Source organism: Lyngbya aestuarii BL J (genome assembly GCF_000478195.2).
In the GTDB taxonomy this organism is placed as follows: domain Bacteria; phylum Cyanobacteriota; class Cyanobacteriia; order Cyanobacteriales; family Microcoleaceae; genus Capilliphycus; species Capilliphycus aestuarii.
This window is the reverse complement of record NZ_AUZM01000210.1, coordinates 1-1364: the sequence shown is the minus strand read 5'-3', so window position 1 is coordinate 1364 and position 1364 is coordinate 1. Positions and strand designations below refer to the sequence as shown.

Sequence of the window (1364 nt, the reverse complement as noted above, 5' to 3'; positions counted from 1 at the left end):
CGACGCTCTTCCGATCTGTACAAATCAGTTTAAAACCTGGCGATCGCATCTCGATTACCCTTGATCTAAATTATGCGGTTATTTTCGATCCTAATACCAGAAAGCAAGTCGGATATTAACAGCAAAAAAATTTATTGAGAAGACTGTCAACTCAATAAAGCGATTGAAGTTAAAAGTTATAAATTTAACCTCTCCTAGAGTAATTATGATTGTCAATATAAAAGGGTAAAAAGCTAAAGTCTTTTTTCAATCCTATATTCTAAACTCTCTGATAAGTCTTGACTTAGTATTCTGCTTATGGTATATTACATAAGTCTTTATCTGTAAAAATAAGTTTGAATAAAATGCTATCTTATTCCCTTTTTTATTGGATTACTAAAATTATTAATTTTGATGATTTTTAAGTTACTAATTCTAATTTGATTATAAAAGAAGTGATCAACTCACTAACTTGGCAACTGAGATCATAAAGAGTTCTATTAAATTGACATTTTTGCTCTTGGTTGATTATACTCAGTCTAGTATCATTGTGATTTTAAAAAAAGACAATTTAAGAATCCTAATTGTAGAAGATGATTACTTATTAGCTAAAGGTATGGCAAAGCTCATTGAGCGCCTAAGTGGTTATCAAGTTCTCGTGACAGACAAACTCAACGAGATTGTTCAGCTTTGCCAAGGAGGAGAAGTCGATTTAGTGATTATGGATGTAAATCTACCCGAAGCCCATTGGGAGGATAAAGATGTCAGTGGTGTCGATATTTCTTGTCTGCTGAAAACAAACTCACAAACTGCTGAGATTCCGATTATTTTAATCACAGCTTATGCTTTGGAAAGTGAGCGTCAATCTCTACTTGAAATTTCTCACGCTGATGAATTTTATCTCAAGCCAATTACTGATTATGATGATTTGATCCAAACGATTAATCGACTTTGTGGATATTAAGCTTAAACTTTCTCTAAATCTTCAGTGATTGTAAGTTTTTAGGGTAACAAAGTGTAAAATGTGAATATCCGTTCACACTGAAACAAGTAAACTATAGGAGTCGAACTGATGCTCAAACTCTACGGTGGTGCCTTTAGCCGTGCATCAATTGTTCAGTGGTATTTAGAAGAAATCGGTATACCCTACGAGTTTGTCTTGCTGGATATGAAAGCAGGCGCTCATCTCGAACCCGACTATTTGGCAATTAACCCAATTGGGAAAGTTCCCGCCATTGTCGATGGAGACGTTAAATTGTGGGAATCGGGAGGAATTCTGCTCTATTTAGCAGATAAATATGGGAAAATGCCAGACTCCCCCGAAAAACGAGGTGAAATTTATCAATGGGTGTTGTTTGCCAACTCAACTCTCGCCAATGGTATTT

At 35.1% G+C, this 1364-nt stretch carries 2 protein-coding genes; both read left to right on the top strand.

Features of this window, described 5'->3' with window-relative positions:
- The first annotated feature begins 484 nt into the window (after positions 1-484).
- A complete protein-coding gene (locus M595_RS27570; RefSeq protein ID WP_238987102.1) occupies positions 485-943 on the top strand; it encodes a response regulator in 459 nt (152 codons plus the stop codon).
- Positions 944-1051: 108 nt separating this feature from the next.
- Positions 1052-1364: glutathione S-transferase family protein (locus M595_RS27565; RefSeq protein WP_023069858.1), on the top strand; the 313-nt coding region annotated here is incomplete at its 3' end.